The 25,578-nt window shown below is 41.7% G+C and carries 19 protein-coding genes and 3 pseudogenes; 3 read left to right on the top strand and 19 right to left on the bottom strand.

Features of this window, described 5'->3' with window-relative positions; translation table 11 throughout:
- Positions 1–20 precede the first annotated feature (20 nt).
- From FU659_RS05675 to FU659_RS05655, 5 genes are all read right to left on the bottom strand, one after another.
- A complete protein-coding gene (locus tag FU659_RS05675; protein ID WP_147946665.1) occupies positions 21–1,064 on the bottom strand; it encodes a Bug family tripartite tricarboxylate transporter substrate binding protein in 1,044 nt (347 codons plus the stop codon).
- 751 nt (positions 1,065–1,815) lie between these two features.
- A complete protein-coding gene (locus FU659_RS05670; protein WP_147946664.1) occupies positions 1,816–2,652 on the bottom strand; it encodes an inositol monophosphatase family protein in 837 nt (278 codons plus the stop codon).
- An 87-nt stretch (positions 2,653–2,739) separates the two neighbouring features.
- Positions 2,740–3,822 carry an ABC transporter ATP-binding protein gene (locus tag FU659_RS05665; RefSeq protein WP_147946663.1) on the bottom strand — a complete coding sequence of 361 codons (1,083 nt, stop codon included), beginning with the start codon at positions 3,820–3,822 and terminating at the stop codon, positions 2,740–2,742.
- 12 nt (positions 3,823–3,834) lie between these two features.
- Entirely contained in the window at positions 3,835–5,481 is a 1,647-nt protein-coding gene (locus tag FU659_RS05660) for an ABC transporter permease (protein WP_147946662.1), read from the bottom strand.
- 43 nt (positions 5,482–5,524) lie between these two features.
- Entirely contained in the window at positions 5,525–6,637 is a 1,113-nt protein-coding gene (locus FU659_RS05655; protein WP_187273921.1) for an ABC transporter substrate-binding protein, read from the bottom strand.
- 552 nt (positions 6,638–7,189) lie between these two features.
- Between FU659_RS05655 and FU659_RS05650 the strand changes: the two genes are divergently transcribed.
- A complete protein-coding gene (locus tag FU659_RS05650; RefSeq protein ID WP_187273920.1) occupies positions 7,190–7,897 on the top strand; it encodes a GntR family transcriptional regulator in 708 nt (235 codons plus the stop codon).
- Between the two features lie 215 nt (positions 7,898–8,112).
- Here the strand turns inward: FU659_RS05650 and FU659_RS05645 are convergent, their stop codons facing one another.
- From FU659_RS05645 to FU659_RS05630, 4 genes are all read right to left on the bottom strand, one after another.
- Positions 8,113–10,833, bottom strand: coding sequence for a discoidin domain-containing protein (locus tag FU659_RS05645; RefSeq protein WP_261807640.1), 2,721 nt, complete (start codon positions 10,831–10,833; stop codon positions 8,113–8,115).
- Between the two features lie 146 nt (positions 10,834–10,979).
- Positions 10,980–11,393, bottom strand: coding sequence for a hypothetical protein (locus tag FU659_RS36870; protein ID WP_261807639.1), 414 nt, complete (start codon positions 11,391–11,393; stop codon positions 10,980–10,982).
- A gap of 347 nt (positions 11,394–11,740) precedes the next feature.
- Entirely contained in the window at positions 11,741–13,540 is a 1,800-nt protein-coding gene (pepF, locus tag FU659_RS05640) for an oligoendopeptidase F (RefSeq protein WP_147946659.1), read from the bottom strand.
- A gap of 202 nt (positions 13,541–13,742) precedes the next feature.
- Positions 13,743–13,964, bottom strand: a complete 222-nt coding sequence (locus FU659_RS05630) for a GNAT family N-acetyltransferase (RefSeq protein ID WP_147946657.1) — start codon at positions 13,962–13,964, stop codon at positions 13,743–13,745.
- Positions 13,965–14,298: 334 nt separating this feature from the next.
- On the opposite strand from FU659_RS05630, the gene FU659_RS05625 reads away from it, so the two are divergent.
- Positions 14,299–14,862, top strand: a complete 564-nt coding sequence (locus FU659_RS05625; RefSeq protein WP_147946656.1) for an NAD(P)H-dependent oxidoreductase — start codon at positions 14,299–14,301, stop codon at positions 14,860–14,862.
- 87 nt (positions 14,863–14,949) lie between these two features.
- On the opposite strand, the pseudogene FU659_RS05620 reads toward FU659_RS05625, so the two are convergent.
- The 8 genes and pseudogenes from FU659_RS05620 to FU659_RS05585 form a co-directional block, all read right to left on the bottom strand.
- Positions 14,950–15,308: pseudogene (locus FU659_RS05620) on the bottom strand (winged helix-turn-helix transcriptional regulator).
- Between the two features lie 202 nt (positions 15,309–15,510).
- Positions 15,511–16,287, bottom strand: coding sequence for a PhzF family phenazine biosynthesis protein (locus FU659_RS05615; protein WP_147946655.1), 777 nt, complete (start codon positions 16,285–16,287; stop codon positions 15,511–15,513).
- A gap of 98 nt (positions 16,288–16,385) precedes the next feature.
- A pseudogene (locus tag FU659_RS05610) lies at positions 16,386–17,796 on the bottom strand (aminotransferase-like domain-containing protein).
- Positions 17,797–18,158: 362 nt separating this feature from the next.
- Positions 18,159–18,596: a hypothetical protein gene (locus FU659_RS05605; protein WP_147946653.1), complete on the bottom strand. Its 438-nt coding sequence runs from the start codon at positions 18,594–18,596 to the stop codon at positions 18,159–18,161.
- Positions 18,597–18,829: 233 nt separating this feature from the next.
- Positions 18,830–19,069, bottom strand: a complete 240-nt coding sequence (locus tag FU659_RS05600) for a hypothetical protein (RefSeq protein WP_147946652.1) — start codon at positions 19,067–19,069, stop codon at positions 18,830–18,832.
- 505 nt (positions 19,070–19,574) lie between these two features.
- Positions 19,575–20,501 carry an alpha/beta hydrolase family protein gene (locus tag FU659_RS05595; protein ID WP_147946651.1) on the bottom strand — a complete coding sequence of 309 codons (927 nt, stop codon included), beginning with the start codon at positions 20,499–20,501 and terminating at the stop codon, positions 19,575–19,577.
- Between the two features lie 506 nt (positions 20,502–21,007).
- Positions 21,008–21,259 carry a hypothetical protein gene (locus tag FU659_RS05590; protein WP_147946650.1) on the bottom strand — a complete coding sequence of 84 codons (252 nt, stop codon included), beginning with the start codon at positions 21,257–21,259 and terminating at the stop codon, positions 21,008–21,010.
- A 158-nt stretch (positions 21,260–21,417) separates the two neighbouring features.
- On the bottom strand, positions 21,418–21,792 hold the full coding sequence (locus tag FU659_RS05585) for a winged helix-turn-helix transcriptional regulator (RefSeq protein ID WP_147946649.1): 375 nt from the start codon (positions 21,790–21,792) through the stop codon (positions 21,418–21,420).
- Positions 21,793–21,859: 67 nt separating this feature from the next.
- On the opposite strand from FU659_RS05585, the gene FU659_RS05580 reads away from it, so the two are divergent.
- Positions 21,860–23,056: an NADH-dependent flavin oxidoreductase gene (locus tag FU659_RS05580; RefSeq protein ID WP_147946648.1), complete on the top strand. Its 1,197-nt coding sequence runs from the start codon at positions 21,860–21,862 to the stop codon at positions 23,054–23,056.
- A gap of 260 nt (positions 23,057–23,316) precedes the next feature.
- On the opposite strand, the pseudogene FU659_RS05575 reads toward FU659_RS05580, so the two are convergent.
- Positions 23,317–23,663, bottom strand: a pseudogene (locus FU659_RS05575) (VOC family protein).
- Between the two features lie 394 nt (positions 23,664–24,057).
- Positions 24,058–24,849 carry a stalk domain-containing protein gene (locus FU659_RS05570; RefSeq protein WP_187273919.1) on the bottom strand — a complete coding sequence of 264 codons (792 nt, stop codon included), beginning with the start codon at positions 24,847–24,849 and terminating at the stop codon, positions 24,058–24,060.
- Positions 24,850–25,578: the final 729 nt, after the last annotated feature.

Genomic DNA, 25,578 nt, shown 5'->3' with positions numbered 1-25,578 from the left:
GCTCACCTATTTCTTATAAATTATTTTGCTGGTTTTTTAATGTTAAATTTCTCTGGGGAAATTTTGGCCACGCCACCATCAAACAAAGCCCAGTCCACTGTTGATGCAAGCTTTTCTACGTATTGTTGCGCTTGATCACCACTATAACCCAGGATCTCTACCCCTTTTTCTTTGGCGAATTTCTTCACGCTGTCGCTAGCCACCGCTTTTTTGAATGCTTCATCGATTTTCTTCACGGTATCAGCAGGCGTATCTTTAGGTACGCCAATACCAAAGGCTTCACCAAGTGGAACAACCGATTTCAACTCAGGTAGAGCTTGAGAAATGGAAGGAATCGGATCAGCGCCTTCAATAACGAGCGGTTTATCTGTCAGAGCAGCAAGCCCTTTTAATTTCTTGCCTCGAATCATATCAACCATTTCCATCGACAACTGAGGAACGACCTCTACTTCTCCTGAAATCGTGGCTATAATGGCAGGGTTGCCACCTGCATACGGCACGTGTTTGTATGTAAAACCTAGGTTAGATTTTAATACTTCACTGGCGATATGGCCGCCCGTTCCAACCCCTGCTGTCCCTACGGATACGTTACCCGGGTTGTCTTTAAAACCTTTGACCAATTGGTTGATATCCTGATACTTGGAATCCGGCTTCACCGCGATCACATTGGGAGAAAATGAAGCGATCCAAATGTTCCAGTCACGGTACGTTTGTTCTGTATATCCCATAACCGGATAGCTGGAAAATGACATAAATCCGTTACCCATGATGGTATACCCGTCGTGCGGAGCGTTCCAGACATTGATCGTGCCCACAGAACCACTAGCTCCGGGAGTGTTGACTACACTGATGTTTTTCCCCAGTGCTTTGGACATTTCTTCCGCTACGGCTCTCGTGGTGAGATCTGTACCACCTCCAGGAGCATAAGGTACGATTAAGGTAATATCTTTTGAAGGAAACTGAGCTTGCGCGCCCTTGAACATAGGTGCTATCTTCGGCCAACCTACTGCAAGTGCAATAATCGCTACTGCTGCAACACCAATAACTACTTTTTGATTTTTCATCTAACTTCCTCCTAATGGATTGGATTATTCACTCTGGTGAAACTAACTGTTTGTTCGAATTCATTCCGTTTTAATAAGAGCCGCCTTTTTCTTTTTTTGAAATTCTTACTTTTAAAAAACTTCGATAAAAAATCACTCCTTTTTCAGTTAAACGTTTACTTGTTTAAGGTAAACGTTTACTTAACTCCTGTAAGCGTTTCCTGAGACTTAGTTTAAGCCTCCTTTTAAATGATGTCAAGAATTATTTTTGTTATACATTTACAATTCTGCACTTCCCAGAGATTGATAATGGCACTGGAATCATTCGAGAAAATTTTATCTTTTACATATTGTAATTATAAAATATGGCATGATATACTTTATTTAATCACCAGTTTTTTATGTGGAAATTACCTCTTACATGAAAGGTCTAGTTTTTTTGGAGCAACAAGTAAACGTTTACATATTTCTCGATCAACGATCTATTTATGATATTCCCATAATTTCTAAGCCTACTCTGAGATAATACTCTGCAGTTTTTATAGAAACAGCCTAACGCTCATCGCACAGCCCATCCAAGCGAAGCGCTGAACAGAAATGAATTTATACGAGAAGCTAAGCGTTTCCTCGCGTACGCAATCACTGAATACAGCGCAGGAAGTACGCTCATTGGATAGTGAGAGAAACTGAAATAGGCATTACATCAATCAGGTAAATGATGTGGCAAAAAGCATAAACCAAAGCCGCCTTCATTTTGATGGCGGCTCTTGCTTTATGCTTGAAGCAACTCTCCTTCAAGTAGAGATAACAATTCATTATGAATGAACAAATTTGACGACACCAGCGTATTGTCACATAATTCGAATGGTCTTCCGGCACGATTCGTTATCGTTCCACCCGCTTCTTGCAATATGACCAAGCCGGCGGCAACATCCCAAGGATATAGTCCATCATGCCAAAATCCGGTCAACCGTCCTGATGCGACTAGGCATAAATCAAGACTGGCGGCCCCCATAATGCGAACACTACGGACTTTACCTGTCATTCTTCCTATTTGTTCTACAACAACAGAGTTCGGTTTCCAGTCAAATGCTTGGAATCCTGTTGCCAGCAAGGCCTGACAAATCTCTTGCTCGCGCCCCACATGAATTGGACTCCCATTTAAAAAAGCCCCGCCCTGTTTTCGAGCTGAATAGAGCTCATCGGTTACAGGATTATAAACGACTCCGCAAATAGGCACTCCATCTTTTACAATACCTACCGAGATCGCGAAATGAGCGATGTTATGGATAAAGTTAATTGTGCCATCTATAGGGTCAATGATCCACCCGTAGCCTGCAGGCGGTTGCTGTAAAGCCTGATGGGAATCTTCCCTGCCGCCGTCCGTTTCTTCCGATAAAATCCAATGATGCGGATAATGAAGGGCAATTCGTTCACGCAGAAATTGTTCGCTTTGCACATCTACTTCCGTTACCAGATCGGAACCATTTTTCTTTTCTTGGATTTGCAAGGGCATCCTCATGTGATTCATGATCAATGTGCCTGCTTCCTTCACATAACGGATAGCATCTTGCATGATTGTATCTTCAGACACTAGCTGCTCGTTCATACCTTCTCCTTCTCTTAAAACCGTTTGTTTTTATTACCGCGATGATTTTATTAAATAAATACACCCGTCATGTATACCCTTCTTTTTTTACAACTCGGACGGAAGCAAATGTATGTTGTGCTTGTCCACAGCTAGATACACGGTGCCCTGCAGATAACCTCTCACACTTGGACTCGAATCATCGACAATCCACTGCAAGGGGGTGCCATCGATCCAGTAACGAATCATTCGCCCTAAAAAGCTGCTTCTCTGTATAACTCCACTCCACACATTTTCACTGGCAATCGGCGATTCAATCACGGAGATACATTCCGGTCTGATGACAAGCGTTACCCTATCGCCTGACCGAAAAGGATAATCGCCTCGATGAACTCGCAGCACGGCAGAGTCACATTTGACAAGCAAATCGTCTCCCTCTTCAGCTGCCACTTCACCCTCTATAAAATTAGCTGTCCCGACAAAATCGGCTACAAACTTATTTTTCGGCTTAAAGTATATATCCCAGGGTGTACCGACTTGTCCAATCTGCCCTTTGTTGAACACCGCAATTCGATCCGAGACGGCCAAAGCTTCATCTTGATCATGCGTAACAAAAATAGCTGTAATGCCAAGCCGCTGCTGGAGTTCTCTAAGTTCATTTCTCACTTCAACTCTCATTTTTGCATCTAAATTGCTGAGCGGTTCATCCATTAATAGTACCTTCTGACCCATAACCAGCGCTCTAGCAAAAGCGACCCGCTGCTGTTGACCACCGCTTAGCGCTCGGGGAAGCCTATCCTGCAAGCCTTGAAGCCCGAACATGCTCAACATAGCGTCTACCTTGTCCTTAGCTTCTTGACGAGAAGGCTTCTGCAGCTTTAATCCGAATGAAATATTCTCGTAAACCGTCATGTGCGGGAACAGCGCATACTCCTGAAAAACCAGAGGTGTATGTCGCTTAAACGCGGGCAGCCCGTTCACGCTCTTACCTTCCATATAAATATGGCCGGCATCCGGTTCGTAAAATCCGGCGATCAGCCGCATCAGTGTCGTTTTACCGCATCCGCTTGGCCCTAGGAGCGTAGTAAAACTGCCTGCGGGGATGTCGAGAGATACATCGTTGATCGCTTTAAAATCTCCGAAGTTTTTTGACACATGTGAAATTCGAATCATTGGTTCCTCTATCTTCATGGCTTCCTCCACTTAAAGTTCTATCGATCTGCCTTGTTTTTTCAAGAAAACTTGAGCTACCATTAATACAACGAAAGCAATGGAAATCAACACAATTGTAAAAGCAGATGCGCTTCCCCATGCTCCGTTCTGCACCAATCCAAGGATGGATACCGTACCTACGGAAGTTTTCGCTGAATAAATAAAAATAATGACGCTTAAACAAGTTACTGATCGCAAGAAGGATACGACAATTCCTGAGATAAACGGCCCTTTTAACAGCGGAAGCACGATTTTCCTAAATGTTGCAAAGTTATTTGCTCCCAGATTGAGCGAAGCTTCTTCCAGTGCTCCGCTGATCTGCTGAAGCCCTGCAAGACTCGCACTATAGCAGGTTGGTAAATTCCAGAACATAAGAGCCAGAACCATAATCATTGAAGTTCCCGTGAGCAGAAGCGGTTGTTCGTTAAAAGCCATGGCAAAACCAAGTCCTAGGAAGACCCCCGGAACTGCTCCGGGTAATATCGCCAAAAAGTCAAGCAACCGATTGATGCCTATCCGCTTTCTTTGCACGATATAAGCTAATGGCAAGGCAAAGAATCCGGCTGCCAACGCAGCTAGTAAAGCAAACTTCAAGCTATTGAAAATTTCTCGGCCCTTTGCCGTAACATAATGCATGTTTTCCAGAGTGAACGACCAATCATATCCCCATGTCTTGGTGAAAGCCCCATAAAATAGAACACCATAGACCGAAAGAACGATGAGTGTAACGAGCATGCAGAAAGCAAATAGCCCCCATTTAACCGGGAAGGGCAGCGGAAAATGTGCTAAGGAAGTTTCTTTTCCGGTAACCGTAACATAGGAACGTTTGCCTAACCAAGCCCTGTTCCACACAAACAGGCCAAGCGCAGGCAGTAGCAGCGCTGTCGAGAGCACAGCAGCCGAATTCAAATCAAACATCCCTGACATCTGCATATATGCTTCTGTCGGCAGTACCGTGAAGTTCCCTGCAATGATCATAGGGTTTCCAAAATCCGCCAGAACGTTCATGGCTGTAATCAACGCTCCGCCCGCAAGACCTGGCCTGCACAGCGGAAGAAATACATATTTAAATACTTGCCAATGGGTCGCACCGAGATTATAAGCCGCGTACTCCAGGTTGTTGGAGGTCGATTTCAATACCCCATGAATAACGGCGTAGGCATAAGGAAAAAAAGTCATCGTCTGCACCAGCCATAAGCCGTGCCAGCCGTAGATATCGATATTAACGTGCAGCACATATTTTGAAATGATGCCTTGCCTGCCAAAGAGAAGAATGTACGACAGTGCAACAATAAAGGGAGGTGACACAATAGGCAATATCGTAATAAATTTGAATAAGCCTTTGAAAGGAACGTTCAATCTTGTAATCGTATAGGCAAAAATAAAAGCAATAACCGTACATGAAACCGTTGATATAGCTGTCATAAACAAGCTATTCCATGCTGCATGGTACCACCTGGAAAAAGTAAAGAACTTAAGATAATCTTCTATTCGCGTGAAGCTTACCACCTTAATAATGGGCCAGACGACAAAAAAACAAGTAATAAGAATAATCGCTGCCACGCCCAAAGCTAATATAGGTTCATTTCTTAACCGCTTTATTTCCGACCAGGTATCTTTGACAGTAGATGAAATCAAGACCTTCCACACCTTTCGGTTTTAAGCTTTTTCCTCTACAACCTTATTTACTTGTCATTTCAGTAAATTTCTTTACAACATCAGGCTTCATTTGTGCCGCTTTTTCCCTGTCATAATTGACAAGTTTTACATCCTCAATCTTAATCATACCTTCCGGTGGCGCTACATCTTTTCTAACAGAGTAGCGGTTGGACATTTTTGTATTCATTTCTCCAACCGGCTTTGTTAATAACCAGTCAACGAATTTCTTCGCATTTTCCGTATTGGCTCCGCCCTTAACAATACCCGCACCGCCAATTTCAAAAGCTGTTTGCTCAGGAACGATGACTTTAATCGGATAACCCTTTTGAGCCGATTTGACAATATCATGAGCCCAGGACATAGCTGCTACGAATTCACCTGTAGCTGTAAGCGTAATCCCGTCTCCGGCAGCGGGTGTATAATGGTGAACATTCGTATTCAGTTTCTTCAAATAATCCCAACCCTTTTCTTCTCCCAATCGAAACAACTGGTCGGCTACAAAGATATAACCGCCGCCCGCTGTCGCAGGATTAGATGTAAGGAACAAACCTTTATAGGCTGGGTCCAGCAAATCATCCCATGTCGCTGGCTCTTTGACACCTTTAGGAGCAAGCTCTTTTTGAAATCTGTCCTTGTTGATTACGATACCGAGCACACCCATATACCATCCCTGCCAGAAGCCCTTAGGATCATTGAAACGTGATTCAATATCTTTGGCGTTAGGGGACGTGTACTTTTCAAGCAATCCTTGCTGTGCCAGAGGCTCATAGAACTCAACCGATCCGCCTACAAAAACATCTGCTTTTGGCGTAGCCTTTTCCGCTTGAATGCGAGTACTGGCCTCTCCGGCTCCGCTTAATCGCAAGTATTCAATTTCAATGCCCGTATCTTCTTTAAACTTCTTTTGAATTTGTACGATATCATCTTCATTTAAAGCCGCGTAAACGACCAATTTCTTCGACGCAGGAGCTGGTGTGGCTTTGGCAGGCTCACTGCTTGCCGTACTGACCGGTGCCGCAGTGGGTGTAGTCGTTTGTGCCGTTTTACTTGTCCCACACCCGGTTAAAACTGTTGTTAGCATAAATGAAGCTGCCATTAATAAACTCGCAGCGCGTACCTTTGGTTTCTGTAACATATCCATCCTCCTAAATGATCATCTTTGCTTATTGCGCGTATACGGTAGCTGAAACCTTTGCCTGTCCATTACTTGTTTCCGTCTGAATCATAAACATGGATTTCAACATTGGTATTCGATGGTTTGGCTACATAGACAGTACTGTAGCTTTCAGAGAAGTTAGGACCGAATTCAGCATCGTTAGCACCGAATACGATATTAAAAATTTGATTCTTACGCGCATCATTTTTTTCCAGAACCTAGCATCCGTCTGACCCTGGCCATTTACATAAGCTTTAATGTAGATATCGCATTTGGAATGGCCTCCTTCCATCATCATTGCAACCAAATTTATGCTGTCTGACATCTAGAATTATAGGAAAGATGTCAGACAGCTGTCAATCAATCTAATGTTAAATAATTATGTAGATAAAAGCCCTTAATACTCGTATAAAACAGTTGTATAGTTTTTATAAAAGTAAAGATGTGTTACAATTATGTTGTCAGACAGCTGTAGTTCTATAGGTCTTGGGAAATGAAATTCATTTATTTTCAGAGAGGAATCGCTGCAATTTGGAGAAAAAACTGCTTTATCTCAGAGTCAAAGAAGAGATTGAAAGAAGCATAAACGAGGGCGATTTAAAGCCAGGGGAAAAGCTTCCATCCGAGCCGGAGCTTGCGAAGAAATTCGAAGTCAGTCGGCCAACGCTCCGCGAAGCGCTCAAAATGCTTCAGCGGGAAAAAGTGCTCATTAGCAAAAACGGTGTCGGAACCTATGTCAACAATCGGCCGGATTTCATTATTAACCCACTAAGCAAACTGCAAAGTGTGGGGCAGATGATCAAAAATGAAGGCTATACGGAGAGCGAATTAGACATCAAAATCTATACACGCGAGCCGGAGGAGGATTGGAAAAACCAATTACAAATCGATGAGAAGGTTGTCATTTTGGAGCGTTCGCGTACAGCCGACGGCAAAAAAGTGGCGTTTTATTATAATATTTTCCCGCAAAGTCTGGTCGCAGGTCATTTCGATGGAGAATTTTCCGGGGCGATCTTTGATTTTTTAAAGAACAAGATGGGCATTACGATTGCCTACGCTATCACAGAAATCTGTGCGTTAAGCAGTTCCAAAGAAATGGATCAAAATGCGGTTGAAGTCCTCGGTAATGAAATCATATTATTAAAGCAGCTCCATTTTGACAATAATGATAAGCCTGTCTTCTATTCTCTGGATTATTTGAAAAATAGCGTATTCAAACTTTTTATCAAACGCGAGTAGATGATCAGACATTTCCGAAAAATCAAAAAGTCACAATACGAGTTCTCAGCTCGCATTGTGACAAGACTCCATGTGTTATGTGGAAGAAGACTTTTGTTGTACGTAATCAAAAGTTGAAATTTTATTCGCTGCGCGTAGTGTGTGAGCAGCATGTAGAAACGCCCTGATTGATACGAAATGTATCATTCAGGGCGTACTTTTACCTAATATAGGCCTTATTGAAGTATTTTTTGCGCTACTGCTGCCAAATCCTCAATATCTACTTTGTTGTCATTGTTCACATCTGCTCGTTTGTAAAGCTCCCAATCTGGATCTGCTGAAGTTTTGCCATACGCTGCTGCGACAATAGCAAGATCGCCGATCGTGAATTTGCCATCCCCATTTACATCTCCCGGAGCACTCGTATTAACAGATTGACTAAACGTTTGTAAAGCCGCATTCAGATCTGTTACCGCTTGCGCGACTTGCTGTTTCGTTGCATCCGGGTTCGCCGCGACAGCTTTCGCTTTGTCGATTGCCGTTTGCAGTGCTGCCTTGGAGCCAACAGGATATTGACCTACCTGTGTACCTTCCACTGCAGCATCCAGTTTCGTCTGAGCTTCTTGAATCGCTGCACGTAATGCAGTTAAATCTACACTTGCCCTAATTTGCACAGCATACGAAGTCCCATCTATGTCAAATTCGATCCCTTGCCCATCAGCTGATGTTAGCTTTGTCAGCGTTATGGCCGTATTTGCCGCTGCTGCAGGTGACTTCGCTTTCCAATGCAAAGTGATCAAATCGCCGTTAACGTCTGTGCTGCTTAAATTCGCCGTGATTAGACGAACTTTTCCTGCTCCTACTTTTTTATCTACAATGATTGAATCTTTTTTCAAAGGATCCGCAGAAACAAATTGAACCAGACTGTCGTCATAACTAATGGTTATATCCTGAGCGTAAACGCTTGTTGTAATGCTGCTTAATCCAAGTGTGACATCGAACGATTGCCCACTGGAAACCGTTGAAGGACCATTTAGCGATGAACTCGGTGCGCTGATGCCATACACATTAAATTCCCTAATGGACCACCAACTCGAATTTGTAGCAGTCTGCACTACCTTAATGTAACGCGCATTTTGCAGTCCAACATTTACAGTAATTGCAGGTCCGGTGCCTGTTCCGCTAGCAACCGCGCTCCCCCAATTCGTTCCATCATTAGATACGTAAACCTCATAGCCGCGTGCGTAGTCCTGATTGCTGCCCGTTGAATCCATCAAAATCTGATTGAAGCTTTGAACAGTTTTCATGTCAATGATGAAAAATTGCCCAGGCTTCATGGGCACACCTGTACTCCACCTTGTGGCCATGTTGCCGTCCAGGAGATTGGCAGGCGAATCTCCACTTGTTGGCGAAGAGGTAGCAGTCCATCCCGTCCGGTCAAGGGTTTTTGCCGTTGTTGTTGCGCTTACGGTGTTGCTGGCCTCTGAAGTATTGCCTGCAGCATCTTTCGCTTTGACCGTGTAGCTGTAGGTTGTAGATGGTTTAAGCCCCGTATCGCTATACTTTGTCGAAGTGGAAGTACCGATGAGTACGCCACTACGGTAAATCTCGTACTGAGCAACGCCTACGTTATCTGTTGAAGCATTCCAGCTCAAGTTGATTTGGCTGCTCGAAGCTACCGTGGCTGTCAAATTGCTAGGAATGGTAGGAGGAGTCGTATCACTTAAGTCGGAGCCTACAAATTCTGAAACCGTTTGCCTCATAGCATCACTTGGTGAGCTTGCGTATACTCTTCCTCCTATATTGTTAACCACATGTGTGATTTCACTGCCAGCCTTACCATTCAACCAAATCGTAGTGGCATGATGAATTTTCACACCTTCAACCTTAGGCACCTCAATAGCGGTATCCAGCTTCACAGGGGCGTCCCTAAAGAAGGAATACACACCAAGTCCCCAAGCCTCATGGCTTGTAACCGTATCTGCTACTTTATAGGAAGCATAACCATTAACCGTACCATTCTGACTCATCCAAACCGATTGGTTAGGAACGTCATAAGGAATTTCAGATTGATAGAAGTAAACCCGACCACCATTGCCATTCCACAAAGTTTGATACTCATTATGATGTTCGTTAAATAGACCGTAGATCGTGACGTTGTTGCCATTCACAACAAGACCGTTTTTGGAAATGTTGTTCGTCCAACCCGATCCCGCACCATGGTCTGCGCGCCATAACCAAAAATGATCACCAATAACTTGATTGCTGTTAATCTTAAGTTCTACCTCATTTTGTCCGGCAATGAAACCTCCTGTCCGGAAGAACAAATCGTGAAGCGACGTGGGATTAACCGAATGATCAATTGAACTTCCTGTAGGTCCGACTTCCAATAGGGACGATGAACCGTTAGGACCTGCATCATAAACGAGTCCTGCAATTTTCACACCGTCTACATCAGCAACGGACATAGCTACTTTACCGGTATCCGGTATTAACGTCGGCATTCCAATTCCAAGTACGACAGTATTTGGATTATTGATACGAATTGTATCATTCAAGTGATAGATTCCCGGCGTGAACAGAAGATTCTTCCCTTGACTGAGTGCATTGTTAATACCTGCTGTGTTGGCAGTATCTTCTCTCACAATGTAGAACTGATCGATCGAAATGCTTTGACCAGGTGTGGATCCACTCGCCCAGCTGACACCTTTGGTATTTGTTTGAAGGGAAGGAACGAAAACTTGATATTGCCCTGCATCATTGATGTAGAGATACGGCTTTTCTCTCATGACCGGTGTTTTTTCCACTACCGTATAAGGCTGGTCAGGGAATTGTCCTGCAGGAGGATTCGTATCGCCGACAAACACCATGTTCCAAACACCATTCGACCAGCTTGCCCAATTGCTGTTTCTGGAAAACCATTGCTGCTGGGATGCGGGAATAATGGCATTATCCACTACAGAGTCAGCAAGATATCCTCCACTTGCCCAACCGGCATTCCAATTCGAGTCAAAATCAAATAATTGAAGTTCGCCCTTAATGTGTAAGCGTCTTAATGGCGCTGCTTGTGAAACAGCAATCCGCGTTTTACCGTTTGACGGTGTTATGGTAAGATTTTCGATTGCACGCCAGAAGTTCCGGGTTGCGTTGCCATTATCCCATTTGCATTTACGTTCAATCCGCCATTAATATTCACATCTCCTGGATTTTGTCCCAAGCCGGCTACATGCGTATTGAAACCTACATTAAAGTCCACATTGTAAGTTCCTGGTTTAAAAAGAAAGGCGTCTCGCTCGCTGCCAAACTCATTTTTTTCCTGTCTGCTGAATACCGAATTCGTTGTGTTCTGAATATCGCTCGCTGACATGGATGGATCAAATACATAAACATTTGGACCAAAAATAGATGAATTTGCTGCACTTACCGGCGTTTCAGCTTTTGAAACGCTTGGGATCCATAAACTTAGAGCAATGCTCATTATGGAAATAGACGAAACAATCTTACTGATTTTTCGCATTTTTTACCTCCTATAATTATAAAACCGTTCAATTATTTCTTACTCTCCTAGATCTTAAGCGTTTGCATGTTTTTGAGAATCTCCTCCTTTTCTATGAAGTTAGCAAGGTAGTCATAGTTGGTAAGCTTATCATAGAAAAATACATAAACGATTGAAAGCGGTAAACTAAAGATTAATGGTAGATTATATCAAGGACTTAACGTTTTGATTATTGCGTCGTATTGCGTTCAGCATATAAGCTGCTTATCTGTAAAAATCCAAAAAAAAGAGGAGCTGCTTTAGAGCTGCTCCCTGTAGTTTGCCACATAAAATGGTTGAAAAATGTTTCATTGCCTTTTTTATTTTTGCTAGAATAAGCGTTCAAGCTCGTCGATTAACGATCCTATATAAGCGACAGCGCTCTGGATCGGCTTCGCTTCCGACATATCGACACCGGCAAGTTTCATTAAGTCAAGGGGATTCTTCGTGCCGCCAGCCTTAAGGACGTCCATCCAACGATCAATAACAGGCTGTCCTTCCTCTTTGATCAACTGGGCAACTGCTGTTGATGCAGTCAACCCGGCTGCATACGTATAAGAATAAAGACCCATGTAATAATGCGGCTGCCTCATCCAAGTTAGATGAGCCCCTTGATCAAGCTGTACAGTATCGCCCCAGAACTCAGAAAGCACGTCACCTTTAAGAGCGGACAACCTCTTCGCTGTCAATGCTTCGCCCTGTTCAGCCGCAGCATATACTCTTCTTTGCATATCAGCTTCCAATAAATGGGTTACGAAATTATGATAGTACGTATTTAAAATTTGCATAATGACCCAGCGCTTCATCCGTGGTTCGTTCGATTGTTTCAAGATATGCTCCGCCAGCAGCAGCTCATTCATTGTGGATGGTGCTTCAATGAAATAGAGCGATGGCCGGAAATTAGAATAACGTTGATTGCGTGCTGCGAGCATCAAATGACCTGCATGTCCAAGCTCATGCGCTAAGGTGAAAGCGCTCCGCATGTTCCCGCCCCACGTGATTAAAATGTACGAGTGCTTGCCGTAAGGTGACGCACAAAATGCACCCGTCGATTTGCCTACGTTGTCTGCATAATCTATCCAACGATCCGATAACGCTTGCTCCATGATAACTGAATATTCCGGACCCATAATTCGCAGCGCTTCAAGTAAGAGTTGTCCTGCTTCCTCAGTAGTGACATGTGGATTGTATGCCGGGTCAAGCGGAGCCTTTAAATCGCAAAACAGCAGTTCATCCAAACCCAGTACTCTTTTCTTCAATTGCATCAACCGCCGCATATGCGGGGCAAGCTCTGGAAGAATAACATCGAGGATGTTATTATACATTTCCTGCGTTACGTGCTGGGGCTGTAAAAGCATGTCAGTTGCCGAATCATACCCACGTAAACGGGCGATTACAACTTGTTTTTTCACTTCAGCAGCATATACGGAGGCAAACGTATTCTGGTATTGCGCTAGCGTCTTACTAAATGATTGATAGGATACCCGGCGCAAAGACGTATTTGAAGAAAACTCATAATCCGTTTCAAATAAGGCAAATGAAACAGGATGAGTTACACCCTGCTCGTCTTGTACGGGTTCAAAAGATAGGTCAGATAGCTTACTCCGCTGATAAATAGTGTAGGGTGCCCCCAATACTTCACCGAGTGAAGCCAGAGCAGCCTCCGTTTCCGCGCTAAGGTTATATGGTTTGGTTTTAAGCAAATCAAGCAAACTTTTCCGAAAAGGCTCCAGTCGTACTTCCTCTTTCAAATAGCCTTCGATGGTTTCTTCCGGCAACGCACAGATTTCCGAACGAATAAAGGAGGTTGCTGTCTCGATCGTCGATATAAAGTCACCGGAACGTGCAGAATTAGCTTGATTTTGTGAATCCGTGGAATCCTCTGTGAACCGCAGTCTCGCGTAGGTTGCCGCTCTTGTGCTACGGACAAACAAAGCTTCTTGAGCTTCAAGACAGTCTGCTAGTCGGCTTGCTCCCGCTTGCAGAGTTCCCTTATATGTTGCTAGAAGGGAAGCATCTGCCAAAAGAGCTTCCAATTCTGCCTCCCAGTCTTGTGTGCTTGTGAACAGCTCATCCAGATTCCAGGTGAGCTCGACAGGCACTTCGTTTCTAAGTAGTCTTTGTTTCATCGTCTTGTTCCTTTCTACCGATTTATTGGATTGTGTTATTATAACACGCCAAAAGAGCAACTGTTAAATGCCATAAAACGATAGGTTATCTAAAGGATGGCGGACTGGTTATCGACAAAACCTTTTATAAGAAAATCCTTTAAATGTTTTAAGAAGTTTACTTGTTCTTCTTTCTCTATGCCCTCTGCTATGACGGAAAAATTCAAATAATTCCCCATCTGATAGATTTATTTTCATTAAAAAGGTTGTTCATAAAATTAATTAAACCCTCTGCTTGTTCAATACTTCTAAATGGGTCTTCGCCTATATCTTTTGTAACATCAGCATCAGAGAATATTTCGAATACCGCAGGTGCATCTTCAATTAACATCTGACGCAGAATAAATCGTTCAGTCTTTAATACTGGAAACGTTTCAAAATTCATTTGAAATCAAAACCTCTCTATGCTTGAGTAAAGGAGATACAGTATCAGTTTAATACTTTGGAAAAAAATGGACAACGGGAATATTAATTATATTCAACTATGCTGCCCGTTACTTAATAAACAAAACAGGAGCTGCCGCGAAGCAAGCCCCTCAACTATAGTTTTCTGATAGTTTAATAATCATAATACGGTGTTAACAACATTTAGTGTATGTGCTCGGGGTGACACTCACCTTTATGACAGTACCTGTACTAAAAGTGCATACTTACATATTTGCAGTGCAATCTTTATACTCAAAAAAAGGAAATAAATAAGAACTAAGGAGGACAAATCTTTGAAAACTCTTGTTATCGTAACACACCCAAGCATAGAAACATCCGTCATTAATAAGCGATGGGTAGAAGAACTCAAAAAATATCCAGAAAAGTATACTGTTCACGAATTGCATAAGGCTTACCCTGATGGGAACATAGACGTGGAAAAAGAACAAAAATTGGTTGAATCGCATGGTAATCTTGTTTTTCAGTTCCCTATATATTGGTTTAATTGTCCGCCTCTCCTTAAAAAATGGCTTGACGATGTTTTAACATACGGGTGGGCTTATGGTTCTAATGGAGGCGATAAATTAAAGAATCGCAAAGCTGCTTTAGCTGTATCTGCCGGAATTAAAAAAGAAGATTATAGTGAAGAGGGAAGATATCGCTATACACTTGATCATTTATTATCTCCTTTTGAAACTACCTTCCTATACTGCAATGCAAATTATCGTTCGTTATTTTCGTTCTATGGTACGGAAAATGAGCCTGGTGAAAATGTGCCTGGTACAGAAAATGAGCCCTCTGCAAGCGAATTGGAAAAAAGCGTACTAAATTATTTGAATTTTCTTGACAACCTGTAATAGATAGCTTTATTAAGACTGCTATAAAAAAGGAGTATTTCCTTGTTCAGGAGATACTCCTTTGTAATATAAACAAAATAGCTATGCCTACCGCTGTACAGCCTCCAGAGCTGGCGAACTGTTTTTCTCTCCCCACTCGCACATCATATTTAACAATGGAATGAGAGAAAGACCACTTTCAGATAATGAATATTCAACTTTGGGAGGTATTTGGGGAAATTCCTTGCGTATGATAAGCCCATCTGCCTCCAGCTCTTTTAACATGATGCTTTGCGTTTTAAAGGAAATGGTACCGATACATCGCTTCAGCTCATTAAACCGCATAACTTTATTTTCAGACAGCCAATACATAATGATCATTTATATTTACCGCCTATTAAGGACAACGTGTATCCAAAGCCAGTTTCTTTTAGTTTCACGCCAGTCGGAACACAGGTTTCGCGCACAAGTTACACTCTCCTTTTGGTAAGTATATGATATAAATATGCATACTTTACATAGATCATTATGCAATCTTATTGAAAGAATGTAAATCGCTATAAAATTTGATATATCCTAAATTTGCTGCCATTGTTTTATGTTTGAACTATCTTTTCTCGTTAGCGCAATAACGGCAAACTAACGCTTACACTGTCAAAAGGTATACTTTTAGATAAAGATTTCAGCAATTGAATAGAGTACGGCTTGGCCGCTTATTGTTACTCGTTCACCAAGAAGTTTGCAATATAGGGTACCACCGCGTTTGGAAACCTGTCTTGCTATCATTTCCTGTTTATTCAAACGCTCAGCCCAGTAAGGAATAAAATTGCAATGAGCAGATCCACATACGGGGTCCTCGTTAACATTTAATTTAGGAAAGAAACTGCGAGAAACGAAGTCATATTGATCACTTTTAGCAGTAACCTGTACGCCCAGCCCATCTGGTAGAGCAGCTAACTTAGCAAAATTGGGGTCAAGGCTAAGTACATCAGATTCTGAATCAAGTACGAACATTAAATCCCGACCAAGATAAGTTTCTGTTGGTTTATACCCAAGGGCTTCAACCATTTGTTCCGTTAATGGATGTGCATTAGGCATCCTGCTCGGGAAATCCATTTCGTACAGATCACCCTTTTTAACAACAATTAGTTCTCCACTGAGGGTTTGAAATCGAACACTCTTAATTTCAGCATCACAAAAATTAGCTATCACGTAGGCTGTTGCTAAAGTTGCATGACCACATAAGTCAATTTCGTTACCCGGAGTAAACCATCTTAATCGGTAATAATCATCTTCCTTGACGGCAAAGGCAGTTTCGGAGAGATTATTCTCTATTGCAATCTTCTGCATAATATCATCTGGAAGCCATTCATCCAGAATACAGACACCAGCTGGATTTCCTTCAAAAACCTTGTTTGCAAATGCATCAACTACATAATATTTCATGGTCATCTTCCTCCCTTGTTTACTGCTAAGATAAAAGACATTTTAACAACTTAATTGTATGGCATCAAATAGAAAATTGTATGACACACAATTTTATTTTAATACAAGGAAGGGAGATCATTGTCTTCATTTTCTAACAATGTTCTGATGATTTTAAGTGCTTGTATTAATCTAGCGTTGTTTTCTGGAGCAGTAATAGCCATTCTTACGGCGCTCTGGGGTTTTGCTGTACCCACTGCAAAAACGTTCTGAGGCATATACCTGTACCCCCGCATGATAGGCACGCAATTCAAAAGCTTTCCCCGTTGTATCATCAGGAAGAACTAACCACCTAAAAATACATTCTGGTGCTCCATTTACCTTATAATCGCCAAGGTACTGACTTACGATTAAGTTTTGCTCTCTCGAATAAGCACGGCGTTTTTCCAATATTGTATCTGAAACACCCTCATTGATTATTCCTGCGGCGAGTTCTGCCATCATAGGCGATACCGAAATATTAATATTATATAGAGCTGCCGATAGCTTCTTTTTAAATACCTCTGGCGCAACTACAAAAGCAAGCCTAAGACCTGGTGATATTACTTTTGACAAACTACAAATATAAAGTACCCTCTCTGGAGCGTAAGAGGCAATTGGAGCTAAAGGATTTTCATGGAGCAAGCTGTGAATGGCATCTTCGATAACTATTAAATCTTCCTTTTGTGCCAAATAAGCAACCATTTTTCTTGTATCAATAGACATGGTATGGGTAGTGGGATTATGAAAATCAGGAATTAGATATAGCCCTTTTATATTCTCGTTTTTACAAGCATAAATTAAACCTTCTTCGGTGACTTCGTTATTCTTTTGTTGGATTGCCACTAACTGAATACCTAGCATATTGGCTGCTGTCTTGATGCCTGGGTAAGTGACTGGATCCGTCCCAATTTTATCACCGGGTTTAAAAAGTCCAGCAAGGATTGCAGTAATAGCGTTCTGTCCACCGCTTGCCAAAAGAATTTCTTGTGGGTCTGTTTTAAAACTCGCTTTTTCAATCAATTTCACGGCAGCTACCTTCTGCCACATGGTACCCTCCGGGTGCCCATATCGAAACAAATCACCAAAGTTAGGTTCGACAACCATCTTCTTCATATATGCTGCAATTTCGTTATTTAAAGTATTCTCAGGAAATATGGAACCAAGCTCTATTACATTGGAAAGGCCGTGATTCGGCAAAAGAATTTTATTGACCCCCACATCTGAAGAGACGTAGGTCCCTCTTCCTACGGTTGCCCCTATTAATCCCTTTTGCTCACAAATCTTGAATGCTTTTGAAATGGTGCTCAAATTAACATCCAGATAATCAGCCAACTCTCTCTGTGGAGGCAGTTTAGTCCCCGGTGGTAGTAGCCCATCTTTGATATCTTTTTCGAGCATCTCAGCAATTGTTGCATAAATGGGAGCAGTTAAGTTTTTAAGAGCTGGTTTCCAACTCATGGGATAATTATCGAACGAATTGAATGGCATTCTATCACCCTTTATACATGAATGTACGCCAAACAAGTATATTATTGTGTGGTTAGCATAGCAATGATACAACCGTCCACATTTATCTACATGTGAGGGTATAGGGCATACTACCACTTTATCCTGCTCGTTCAACGAACAATGCAGACTGCCGCATCAGTCTGCTTAATTTCACTATCGTTTGCCGTTACGTGGAATCGTGGAAAGATAGAATGAAATGTTTGTAATCTTTAAAGTTTTCTGGTCGATGATAAGGATGGACCTCGTTCATCTTCGATATTACTTTTGTATGTTCATCGGCAAAAGCCTACCTCGCGGCAGCCCATTCGATATTAAAACTACAGTATCCGTTAGTTGAATGATTAGCGGCCACGTTTACTAAAGTCATCCCAATAACTTTTGCAAATTATTTTCAAATCTTCAAGGCAAACCGGATTATGTTCAGGGTCATAAATGTAAATTTCACTTGCCTTAACATTTAGATATCCGAAGGATTGCCCGTTGCTGATGCTGCAAAATACTCTTACCTTATCTGCATTAATATCTGCCTTCAAGATTTCAGTGTCAAGTTTACTTAGTTCCTCAAAGTCTCGAATTATCTCTTTCGTATCAATGTCTTCTAAGTACAACTCAGAAGGATAATTAAGTTTTACGATAATGCCTTTGAAATGAGGTTTAATACGTTCAGCAAGATACTTTATTTCGACAGTAAATTCAATCCCATCAGCGGTATTCCTGATGCCTACCACACTACCATCATGGAGAATACTGAAGAGCAATTCCTGATTATTTAAGTTCAAACGCATTCCCTCCAGCAAATCGAAGGTGTCGTAACACAGCAGCTTCGTTAAATGTTGTTTTAGTGATCTTGTTCCTCGTTAGCGAATTAGAATGTTCTCCAAATGGTTCCTATCGCTGCTATAATCCCTAAATATCATCATCTGAATTGCTTCGATCGAATTTAATATAGGGTTTCAGAGAATACCCTTGTACCTCGGGCAACTTTGCAACGAGCCATGTTAACTGTTCAGTCTTATATAGATTTGATGGAAAATTCAATATTTCTAAATTTATGACCCTGTGTTCGAACAAAATACTCAAAAGTATCCTGTTTCAGACCTGAGATCATTAATTTATCTGTGTCTTGATACTCACTTATTTTATCGATTTCTTCGTAAGTTATAGTACCTCCAGTTATATCTCTCTTTTCCTGCTCCACCCATGTATAGCTTTCCGTAGAGTGGCATAGTCCTTGAAACTCAGTGTGGTTCAAACCTAATTCCTCCATAAAATTCGACTACTATCCAATTTGTTTTTTAATTCCATAAGTGAACAGAATTATCCTGCCCGTTTGCTGAAAATGCTGCCGTTCCATTGCTAATCGGCAGCATTCTCCTGATGTTTATAGAGCTATCGTCCCCGTTGAACAAGCAATTGGGTAATAGGTTAGTCGATTTGATTCACTGAAATTACCTCAATAGCATTGCAATAGAATCTTAAAAACTTCACATTCAATGTCTCGCACCCAAAAATTTAATGCATACCAACCATCTTCTTTAATATCTACAGTTGTTTCTCTAGATTCATGGCCATAAACTGAAAAGGGAGAGGATGGTCAAACTGGTTTCGGCACCACGCGTGCTAATGACCCGGTCCCAATTTACGTTAACATAACGACAAAGTGGATACTCTACTAGGTATCTGCTTAAACTTTCGACAACACTATATTCTGATGTTTTTTGAGGATCAAGTTCAGTTTCACATGTATATCGTATGGTCTAAACCGACTGAATCCATTTTGCTACATCCTCTAAAACAGCGCCGTCCACCGTTTGCGGAACATTGTATTCTTCCCATATGTCTTTTATCGTGCCATATATCGCTTTCATAAACATGTGGTTCAATCCGGGGTAGAGTTTGCATGAGGCATTGGGGTGGTCTTTTAATATCTGTTGGTATTGGTTGAAGTCTTTTTCAACTGAAACCTGAACGTCTTTATCACCCTGCAAAACAAACAGTGGCTTACTAGTTTTTATCAGATACTCTTTTAATGGGTGTTTCTGCATTTCCTTTAGATACCATGCATAGACGGAACCAACCACTAGGGACTGCTTTGCTATCTCTTCAGACATGCCGGCGATGGAATCAAACTTGTCTTTAAGTGCTTGTATCTGCTGTGATGCCATTTCACGCTGAGATTCGTCAAGCTGTTTCAAGGAATCTTCATTTTGCTCAATGATAACTTCTTCCAGCGTCCGAAGTGTTCCAGCAAGAATTACAAGCCCGGCAAAATCGCCGCCCTCGGCATCGATTCTGGGAGCAAGCATCCCACCCTGGCTGTGGCCAATCATAAATACACGGTTAGCATCTACACGTGGGTCTGACTTCAAGATGCGGGAAGCAAATAGCGCATCGTAAATTATCTCTTCTTCCACGGTTAAACTGCCGCCGAGTTCTTGAATAATCTGCTTGCCATAGGTGTAGGTGCGTTTATCGTACCGCAGTGATGCAATCCCTTTTTTGGCAAGGCCATCCGCGATGTCTCGAAACAGTTTATTAGCACCAATTGTTTCATCTTTATCCAAGGCGCCGGAGCCATGTACAAATACAACCGCTGGAACTTTTTCTGCATGGGTATCTGGCAGCGTCAAAATCCCTTCCAATGGATAGGATGCGTTAGCTAAAATCGTAACTTGTTCTATCATACTCAAACCTCCTTTAAGAATAACAATGTTAGTTTAGTGTATGTCTTACTTCTCATTAATTCCTGACAAAAAACGAATTACAGACATAGTGAAATACTATCAAACAATATAAAAATTTTCTAGAAAATACATGTGTGTTTTTGAAACGGGGGCGGTACAAAAAGACGAAGTGTATTGACACCACTCCCGTTATTTCTAAGTCCCGCGGCAGCGCCTTACAGAAAACTCATGAGATGAGAAGAGAAGATAATTTTTTCTTCTTACTTGAATGTGCTCTGAATGAAATTCAGTTTTTCCAGACATGGACAAATATTTTGACCGCCCCCAATTTTATCAACTCAATTCATAGTTCCCCTTGAGCAAGGAGAGATACCAGCAGATCTACTGGTAACTTACTTTTAACATATATTGGAACTAACTGCCCTTTACTTCAATGAAATCAAAAAGGAGTTGCCGCAGCAGCTCCTCAACTATCGTTTTTCGTTAGAGCTTAATCGCTTGTGCTCTTATTTTCCGTATTCAGTTATTTTAAATGCCTGCTTTAAGCAAGCAAGTTGATTTAATTTTATCCCCATTTTATCGTTGAACACTCTGTAAATAAGTATCGCTAAGTCTGTTTCAGACTTACACGACGAGGATTTCTGAGAGATTTCTCTTACTTCAATGCTATATTCGTTTTCTGGGGCACCTCCTGCTAAAAGACCAACTGGGTCCCAGTCATTAATTACTTGGGTTAGAAACTCTATATCTATGTTCACCTATTTATCACCTTTTGATATTAGTTATTTGTTCTAATTATCCCTCCCCGTAAGCATAACGCGGCTGCCGATCCTTGCCAACAGTCGCGTTAGTTGTTTATTAAGCTATAGCTCCTCGCTTAATACCCTCTCACTACAGATCGACTTGCGACGCCACTTTACTCATTTGGGACCGCACTGTGTCCTTTTCCCCATGTACACAATATTTCCAGAACAGGCATCAGCGTCAAGCCTTTAGGCGACAAAGCATATTCAACCTTTGGCGGGACTTGCGGATATTCCGTGCGTACAAGCAAGTTGTCAGCTTCCAGTTCTTTTAACTGGGAACTAAGCATCTTGTGTGTGATGTTTCCCAATGCTCGCTTCAGTTCGCCATAGCGAAGAATCTCTCTTTTCCATAGCCAGAACAAAATATGCATTTTCCATTTTCCATGAATTAAAGAGATTGCATAAGAAAATGGCGCAACATTAACTTCTTCTTGATTTCCCACCCTACTCTCTCCTTTTAGATAGTATCTACCTTTTAAGTGCATACTATACGATTAGTCTACTCTATTCTACAATAAATTACGAACCAAAAACGAAAGGAAGAGAAGAAGAATGGAAAATTGCAATTGGAATTTCCTGCTGCCTTATACCTTTGCCAAAGGGGTTACTCTAAAGAATAGAGTCGTCATGGCGCCAATGACAACCATGTCGAGTTTCTTCGACGGTTCGATAACGCGTGACGAGGTGGATTATTACGCGGAAAGAGCGGGAGGCCCGGGCATGATCATCACCGGCGTCGCGTATATTACCGAGAGCGGAAAAGGTTTCGAAGGCGAATTGTCCATTGCCAAGGATACCGATATCAAGGGACTCTCCAAGATTGCCAACGCTATTCATAAAAAAGGTACAAAAGCGGTTATCCAAATCTTTCATGCGGGCCGTAAGACCAATTCAAAGATTCTCAGAGGCCTTCAACCGGTAAGTTCAAGTCCCGTCGCAGCGACGCGTCCAGCGGATTCGGAAACGCCACGCGAATTGACTCATGAGGAGATAGAAGGCATTATCCAAGACTTCGGCAAGGCTGCTCTGCGGGCGATCCAGGCCGGATTTGATGGGGTGGAACTACACGGGGCGAACACCTATCTTTTGCAGCAGTTTGTTTCTCCGCATTCCAATCGACGGTCGGATCAGTGGGGCGGCAGTTTCGAAAAGCGAGTTCGATTCCCGTTGGCGGTTATTCATGAAGTTGCATCCGTCATCGCCACCCACGCTAAAAAGCCGTTTTTACTTGGTTACCGTCTTTCACCGGAGGAAATCGAAACGCCGGGCATTCGGTTGGAAGATTCTTTGGACTTTGCCTGTATGTTGGGGGATACCCCGATTGATTACCTTCATCTCTCGATGGCCAACTATAAACGGACATCTCTTCATGAAACCTCCGATCATGAGCCGCTTCTTGACAAGTTTGTTCAGATTATGGCCAATAAGAAGCCGATCATAGGTATAGGCTCGGTCGAACGTCCGGAAGACGCGGAAGCCGTTATCCATGCCGGTGCGGCTTTGGTCGCGATCGGGCGGCAATTGATCCGCGAACCGAAATGGGTGCAAAAAGTGGAAACAGACGATCTGGACAGCATCCGCTACCGCCTCTCCCCGTCCGAGTTGGATGAACTGCAAATCCCGCTGGCGATGCAAGCCTACCTTGAAGGGTCGTTTAGGATGCTCATGCACTTTACAACTGATGAACCGGTAGAAGATAACTACCGGAATTCCCTTGCGCCTATGGAAGGCTTCGAGAAGAAGATCTAAATTGCATTAAGTAAAATAGGAGTTCTATCCAAAGAAGCCACTCCGTTGCTAGGAGTCGCTTCTTCTTTATATAATGATGTAGATTTGTTAAAATTTACTATCACTTGGATACATCACGGTAATCCGTATCATAAATAATAAATCTCCATTATCCTGCCCTTTAGCTTAATGAAAATGGAGCAGATTGCCGCGGCAACTGCTCCATGATTGGTTCAACTAATTGTTCTGTGTTAGCTCAATAGCAAATGAATTACAACTCGTTATTTCTCCCAAAGCTCGACCAGTCGACCTTCAGGATCTTCAATCCAAATAAACTTTCCAAATTCACTAATCTCTTTTTTCTTTGCAAGAGGTACACCAATATGTTCAAGATGCTTAATAGTCTCGTTTAGATTATGTACTTGGAAATTTAACATCACTTGTTGTTCTGTTGGAAAATAACTGTCATTCTCGGTAAAGAAAGAAAAGATAGTCTCACTTCCTAATTGGGGTTTTATCACAGTCCCATTCCAATTTTCTATTTCAATCTTCAACACTTCACTGTACCATTTTTTATAACTTCAAGATTCTTAGTTCTCCAAAATATTCCTCCGAAACCTTTGATCATCGTATCTAACTCCTGTCTGTCATCAAATTTTTACTATCCGATTACATTAGATATTCGAGATTTAACTTTAAATTCCTTTTTCAACTATGCTGCCCGTTAGTTGAGCGCGCCCCTGTGAGTCTAATATTTTATTTTCCAGTCTAACACTCTATTTTCACGGTCTACAACTATATTTTTCAGTCTAACACTTTATTTTCACAGTACAACTGGCGGCAAGGAAATGCTTCAAAGCACCCACGGCAAGTAATGCTTCCGAAATTACAATGAAACGCTCCGCAGATGCAGAGCCCGTTTTCATTGCATTGAATTATCGTGTCCTGTTTGCGAAATGCCGAAATCATATAGAAATATCATTATGCCACCATTAGAACAGGTTAGATGAGTAATTAGAATATTATTTAAAACTCCAAATCATCATTTTCTTTGAGTCATCTAATACAAAACTAACCTTCATTCCAAGTTGCTCAAAAAAATCATTGAGCGGTAAGTACCTTTCTAACGAAAAATCATCTATTTTTATTACCCCTTTTTCTTCATTTGGTTTAAGACTGATCAAGTATTCTTTTGTTTTGTCAGTATTAAAGTATCTATAACTTCTATAAGTCTCAGTAATACTTGTGTAGTTCGTTTTGTCCTCAACAAAATTTCTGTTTCTAGTTTCTACATATCCATCTATATATGGATTTTCAGATGGGCCTGTAATGTAGTCTTTAAATCCGATTGAGACAAGAAGATTTACAACTTCTGTATCAAACCTGAAAAAATATTTGCCAGAAGAATCTTTAATCACAAATGGTGCATAGTTAAATATATAGTTTTTTCCATTGATATTAATAACTTGTACATACTGATTGTATGGCGTATATACCCCGATTTTAGGTTTTACATCAGGAGAATCACCTATCTCAACGCGACCAAGTTGTTGATTCCAATTAACCTTAGTTCCGAGAGCATTCCCAACGGCCTTTAATGGCAGATATGTATTACCTTGATAATTTAGGGCTGGAAGTTCATCTGATTTCAATTCACTTCCATTTACAAATATAGGATATTCAATTTTAGTAAGTACATAATCTTTAATTTGTTCAGCATATGCTGATGTTGCTGATGTTATCGCAATACCAATCACCAAACCAGAAACGAACTTCTTCAACTTTCCACCATCTCCATTATTTTCATTTTTCACAATTATAGCATGTAAATAAATGTTAAGACTACGAGGATTACGTCGAATCCGAACCTACCAGGACGTTTATACCTTTTCCCCTTCAACAAAGGTATGCTTCTCGGATAGTTAAGCGATGTCGAACTTCCTAGTACTGGCGGCAAGGAAATGCTTCAAATTTAGAACTTACGGCAAAGTAATGCTTCAATAAATAATAGTTGGAATAAAAATAGCCTAAAATCGTCTGATTTTAGGCAAATAATGATTCAAACTGTGGCAATGAAATAGTTCAAGTCTCAATTAGTGTTGATTGAATCATATAATTGCCGCAACGGCAAGGAATTGCTTCAAAAAACCCGCGGCAAATATAAGCTTCAAAATCTCAAATTAAAACAGGTTCCGCAGCTTCAGACCCCGTCTCAATTCATTGAACTATCGGTTTGCAATAGGTAAGCATTTGATGTGATCTCCAGCTTTTCCCCTGCTCCGCACGGAGCGTGCCTGTTTCCAAGCACTCCGCGTTCCATCTAACTGAATTTATTAAATCATAAGATTGGAATAGGTAAGGCTTTGATATTATCGCTACCTTTTCCCCTCCGCCACACCGTGCAGGCCACTTTCACGGCACACGGCGTTCCATCTTCTATAGATCCGTATTAATAGCTTCCAAGTTACTCATTTTGCGATATTGGTTTATCGTTGTAGCCATTACCTCGGTTATACCAAGGTTGGCGACGAGTCTTTCAATCA

The sequence above is a fragment of the Paenibacillus sp. N3.4 genome (assembly GCF_008017805.1).
Taxonomy (GTDB): domain Bacteria; phylum Bacillota; class Bacilli; order Paenibacillales; family NBRC-103111; genus Paenibacillus_E.
The sequence above is the reverse complement of the archived record's forward strand: the minus strand, read 5'-3'. Positions and strand labels throughout refer to the sequence as shown.

Coding starts and splice junctions, on each gene's coding strand:
- FU659_RS05630 (WP_147946657.1), bottom strand. CDS start 13,964: ATGAATTTTGAAACGTTTCCAGTATTAAAGACTGAACGATTTATTCTG.
- pepF (WP_147946659.1), bottom strand. CDS start 13,540: ATGAAACAAAGACTACTTAGAAACGAAGTGCCTGTCGAGCTCACCTGG.
- FU659_RS05655 (WP_187273921.1), bottom strand. CDS start 6,637: ATGTTACAGAAACCAAAGGTACGCGCTGCGAGTTTATTAATGGCAGCT.
- FU659_RS05665 (WP_147946663.1), bottom strand. CDS start 3,822: ATGAAGATAGAGGAACCAATGATTCGAATTTCACATGTGTCAAAAAAC.
- FU659_RS05670 (WP_147946664.1), bottom strand. CDS start 2,652: ATGAACGAGCAGCTAGTGTCTGAAGATACAATCATGCAAGATGCTATC.
- FU659_RS05585 (WP_147946649.1), bottom strand. CDS start 21,792: ATGCACTTAAAAGGTAGATACTATCTAAAAGGAGAGAGTAGGGTGGGA.
- FU659_RS05580 (WP_147946648.1), top strand. CDS start 21,860: ATGGAAAATTGCAATTGGAATTTCCTGCTGCCTTATACCTTTGCCAAA.
- FU659_RS05595 (WP_147946651.1), bottom strand. CDS start 20,501: ATGATAGAACAAGTTACGATTTTAGCTAACGCATCCTATCCATTGGAA.
- FU659_RS05675 (WP_147946665.1), bottom strand. CDS start 1,064: ATGAAAAATCAAAAAGTAGTTATTGGTGTTGCAGCAGTAGCGATTATT.
- FU659_RS05615 (WP_147946655.1), bottom strand. CDS start 16,287: ATGAAATATTATGTAGTTGATGCATTTGCAAACAAGGTTTTTGAAGGA.
- FU659_RS36870 (WP_261807639.1), bottom strand. CDS start 11,393: ATGCGAAAAATCAGTAAGATTGTTTCGTCTATTTCCATAATGAGCATT.